This is a genomic window from Kitasatospora sp. NPDC059648, assembly GCF_042734825.1.
Lineage (GTDB): Bacteria > Actinomycetota > Actinomycetes > Streptomycetales > Streptomycetaceae > Kitasatospora.
In genome coordinates, this window is record NZ_JBHWDU010000189.1 from 1 (window position 1) to 4,202 (window position 4,202).

At 72.6% G+C, this 4,202-nt stretch carries 5 protein-coding genes; 2 read left to right on the top strand and 3 right to left on the bottom strand.

From position 1 onward, the window contains the following. Positions 1 to 18 precede the first annotated feature (18 nt). A complete protein-coding gene (locus tag ACFV1W_RS40160; protein ID WP_380422477.1) occupies positions 19 to 675 on the bottom strand; it encodes a DUF1453 domain-containing protein in 657 nt (218 codons plus the stop codon). A 78-nt stretch (positions 676 to 753) separates the two neighbouring features. On the opposite strand from ACFV1W_RS40160, the gene ACFV1W_RS40165 reads away from it, so the two are divergent. Continuing rightward, entirely contained in the window at positions 754 to 1,467 is a 714-nt protein-coding gene (locus ACFV1W_RS40165) for a TetR/AcrR family transcriptional regulator (RefSeq protein ID WP_380422478.1), read from the top strand. A gap of 71 nt (positions 1,468 to 1,538) precedes the next feature. Here ACFV1W_RS40165 and ACFV1W_RS40170 read toward each other — a convergent pair whose 3' ends face one another. After that, a complete protein-coding gene (locus ACFV1W_RS40170) occupies positions 1,539 to 2,273 on the bottom strand; it encodes a response regulator transcription factor (protein ID WP_380422479.1) in 735 nt (244 codons plus the stop codon). A 259-nt stretch (positions 2,274 to 2,532) separates the two neighbouring features. Between ACFV1W_RS40170 and ACFV1W_RS40175 the strand changes: the two genes are divergently transcribed. Beyond that, positions 2,533 to 3,684: a sensor histidine kinase gene (locus ACFV1W_RS40175; protein ID WP_380422481.1), complete on the top strand. Its 1,152-nt coding sequence runs from the start codon at positions 2,533 to 2,535 to the stop codon at positions 3,682 to 3,684. Positions 3,685 to 3,738: 54 nt separating this feature from the next. On the opposite strand, the gene ACFV1W_RS40180 is transcribed toward ACFV1W_RS40175, so the two are convergent. Next, positions 3,739 to 4,202, bottom strand: a 464-nt coding sequence (locus ACFV1W_RS40180; protein ID WP_380422482.1) for an acetyl-CoA carboxylase biotin carboxyl carrier protein subunit, incomplete at its 5' end; no start/stop codon positions are given.

A 4,202-nucleotide genomic window follows, 5' to 3' on the forward strand; every position in this document is an offset into this window, starting at 1 on the left:
CTCGTCGGACTCCGCCGCTCAGCGGCGCTTGAACTTGTCGATCCGGTCGGCGTACTCGTCCAGGATGCTGCCGCCGGAGCGGTACCGGTCCAGGATGCTGCCGCCCGGCCCCCGGCCCTGCCCCGGTCCCTGCTGGCCGCCGTTCGGGCCCTGACCCTGGCCCTGGCCCTGGTCGCCGCGGCCCGTGTACTTGTCCAGCAGGCTGGGCTTCTCCGGGGCGAAGGTGCCGCCGCTGCGCAGGCCGCGGTAGCCGATGACGAGCGCCTCGCCGAGGAAGCCGATGCCGATGGAGAGGTTCATCGGGCGGGCATCCTCGTGCATGCCCATCTTCTTGGCGAGCAGGCCGTAGAGCGCGGAGGCCACGAAGGCGACGACGATGACCAGGAAGGTCTTCGGCGTGTAGCGCTGGTGCAGGATGTCGTTCTTCTCGAAGACCACGACCGTGGAGCCACGCACGAGGCCGAAGCCGAGGCTGATGACGGAGCCTCCGATGACCCAGGCGATGTCCGAGCCGTTGAGTTCCTTGACCTCCGCGACGGACCAGATCCCGAGCGCGGTGAGCACCACTGCGGGGCCGAACAGGTCGCGGACGTTGATGGGTTCGCCGATCAAGCGCTTGATGATCAAGGCGACAGCGCCCACGGCGATGATCGCCACGAGTAGCCAGGTGTTCACTGCTTGTGCCCCTTTGTTCCCGGGTCGCCGCTCGGCCTTGCCGGATTTAATTTAGCGCACTCGTGCTATAACAACAACATGCCGAAGGTCGTCGCCCCCGAAACCCGCCGCCAGGACGTGGCGCGAGCCGTACTGCGCATCGTGAGCAGAGACGGTCTGGAACACGCCTCACTCCGCAACATCGCCGAGGAAGCCGGGTTGGCGATCGGCTCGGTGCGGCACTACTTCGACAACCAGGCCGACGTCTTGATCTTCGCGATGGAGGAGCTGCAGCGGCGCATCGACACCCGCATCCGCGCCCACGCCGACAAGTTGCTGGACCGGGACGCCGGCATCGACCGGCGCGCCGTCACCGAGGCCCTGCTGACGGAACTGCTGCCGCTGGACGAGACCCGGCGCGAAGAGACCGTGCTGTGGCTGACGTTCACGTTCGCCGCCCGCACCCGGCCGGAGTTCAGGCCGGGCGCGGCCCTGATGCAGGACGCCGCCCGCCGACTGGTCTCCCGCGTCCTCGACGAGGCACGGCTCGCCGGCGCGCTGCCCGCGGGGATCGACACGGCCCTGGAGGCCGGGCGGCTGGCCGCCCTCCTGGACGGCCTCGCCCTCGGGATGGTCCTGCACCCGGGCGGCATCGAACCTCCGACCGCCCTGCGGATCCTGCGCCGGCACCTGCGGGACCTGACCGGCGGCGGTGCGGGCACGGGCGGTGCGGCGGACGGCGATCCGACGCCCGGCGCTCCGACCCCCGGCGACCTGCTCCGGGACGGCCTGGCCCTCGGTGGCCGGGATTGAGCCGTGGAGGGCGGCCGTGCCGGGGCGGCCGCGCGGCGCTGACCCGGCGTCACCGTGTCTGCCCCGGCGGCTCAGGTCCGGTCGAGGCCCTGCCGGAACACGTAGCGGACCGCGTCCGCCCGGTTGCGCGCGTCGATCTTGGCGAAGACGTTGTTGATGTGCGTCTTGACCGTCGCCTCCTCGATGAACAGCGTGCCGGCGATCTCCGGGTTGCTCAGCCCCTCCGCGATCAGCCGCAGCACGTCGACCTCGCGGTTGGTCAGACCGTCAGGGAAGACCTTCCGGCGGCCGCCGCGGTCCTTCGCCTGGCGGACCGCGGGGGCCGCGGGGGCCGCCGGGGCCGCGGGCGGGACCGGCGGCGAGGCGACGAGCGCGGCGGCCAGCCGGCGGGTCACCGACGGGTCGAAGGTCGACTGGCCGTGCGCGGAGTTGCGGATCGCCATGGCGATCTGCTCGCGGTTCGCGTCCTTGGTGAGGTAGCCGCGCGCCCCGGCGCCGAGCGCGGCGGCGATCGACTCGTCGTCGGCGTACGTGGACAGCGCCAGCACGGTCACCTCCGGGTGGTTCGCGACGATCCGTGCGGTGGCCTCGGCACCCCCGCCCCTGGGCATCCGCAGGTCCATCAGGACCACCTGCGGGGTGGTCCGCGCCACCATCTCCACCGCCTCCACGCCGTCCGCGGCGCCGCCGACGACCTCGATGTCGTCCATCAGGTCCAGCAGGGACATCAGCCCCTCGCGGACGATCTGCTGGTCGTCGACGACCAGTACCCGAACCGGGCCGGCCGGTCGTTGCGTTTCGCTCATGTGCGTTCCCCGAGGTCGTACCGTTCGCGTCGTCGTGGTGTACCGCCCGGCGGTGGATCGGGCGATGTGACGACGCGTCTCCTGTTCTCCTGCCCCGACGGCCAGGACACCGCAAGCTCCACCGGGCCGTCCGCCTCCGCCGTCCCGACCGTGGAGTGCCCGAGGACCGGCGGGCGGTCGCCCGCGCCGGCATCCCGGTCCACGGCGGACGGCTCGCTCACCGGGCCGTGGCCCACCGCACCCTTCCGGAATGGTACGCATGACACCGAAGCCCGACGGCGGCCACTTCATCGACCGGATCGCACCGGGGTGGCTGGTCGTCCAGTGCCTCGGCACCCTGGTCCTGGTCGTGACCCTGGTCACCGCCCGTGAGGACAGCCCGCACATCTGGGCCGCCTACACCTTCAGTGCCGTCACCTGGGCCCTGTTCATCGCCCTGGACCGCACCCACCCGAGGATCGCCGCCGCCATGCTGGCCGCGAGCGCGCTGCTGCCCGCCCTCGTGGTGGGCACCGCCGACGACACCACCGCCGTCATCGTGCTCTGCGTGGCGCTCGCCCGGTTCACCGCGCTCACCGGCCCGCCGGGGCAGCTGATCGCCGGCGTGGTCGTGATCTGCCTGACCCTGACCTGGATCAGCTGCGTCCTGGCCGGCCGGCCGCTCGGCGTCGTGCTCGGACACGCCCTGCTGGTCCTGCTGCTCGCGCTCGTCGGCCTGAACCGCCGGCAGTCCCAGCTGCGCGCCGAACAGGCCGAGCAACTGCTGGAGCAGACCCGGCTGGTGCAGCGGGAGCAGGCCCGCGGCGCCGCCCTCGCCGAGCGCACCAGGATCGCCCGCGAGATGCACGACGTGCTCGCCCACTCGCTCGGAGCCCTGTCCGTCCAGCTCAAGGTCGCCACCGCGCAGATCGAGAAGGGGGATGCGGAAGGAGCGCTCGCCAGGGTCCGGCGCGCCAACCGGCTCGCCGACGAGGGCCTCACCGAGGCCCGCAACGCGGTCGCCGCGCTGCGGGACGACGTGCCGCCGATCGAGGAGGCGATCGAGCAGCTCGCCGCCGAACACCGGCTCAACCACCCCGGCGAGGTGCGGCTGCTGATCACCGGACAGGCCCGCAGCATCGGCCCGGCCACCGCGGTGTCCCTGGCGCAGGCCACCCGCGAGGCGCTGACCAACGCGGCCAAGCACGCAGTGGGGGAGCGGGTGGAGATCACGCTGGCCTTCGGCCCGGAAGCCGTGCGGCTCAGCGTGGAGAACCGGACCCGCAACGCCCGCCGGTCGGACGTCGACCACGTCCCGGGCTATGGGCTGACCGGGATGCGCGAGCGGATCGCCCTGGTCGGCGGAACCCTCGTCGCCTCCGCAGAGGACGGCGGCAAGCGCTGGGTGGTGGTGGCCGAGGTGCCCGCTTGACGGACGGACGGGCCCCGGCGCCCCGGACGGGGGCGCCGGGGCCCGTCGGACGGGTCAGTCCTTGATCTCGCAGATCACGGAGCCGGCCGCGATCGAGGCGCCGACCTCGACCGAGAAGTCCTTGACGATGCCCGAGCGGTGGGCGTTGATCGGCTGCTCCATCTTCATGGCCTCCAGGACCACGATGAGGTCGCCCTCCTCGACCCGTCGGCCGTCCTCGACGGCGACCTTGACGATGGTGCCCTGCATCGGCGAGGTGAGCGATTCGCCCGACACCGCCGCCGCGGCCCTGCGGTTCGCCTGCCGGCGCGGAGCCTTCCGGACACCCCCCGCGCCGCCGGTCGACGCGGCACCGAAGGCCTCCGGCAGCGAGACCTCCAGGCGCTTGCCGCCGACCTCGACGACCACGGTCCGGCGGACCGCGGTCTCGGCCTCCTCGGCCTCGCCGGCCGCGCCGGCGAACGCCGGGATGGTGTTGTCGAACTCGGTCTCGATCCAGCGGGTGTAGATCGTGAACG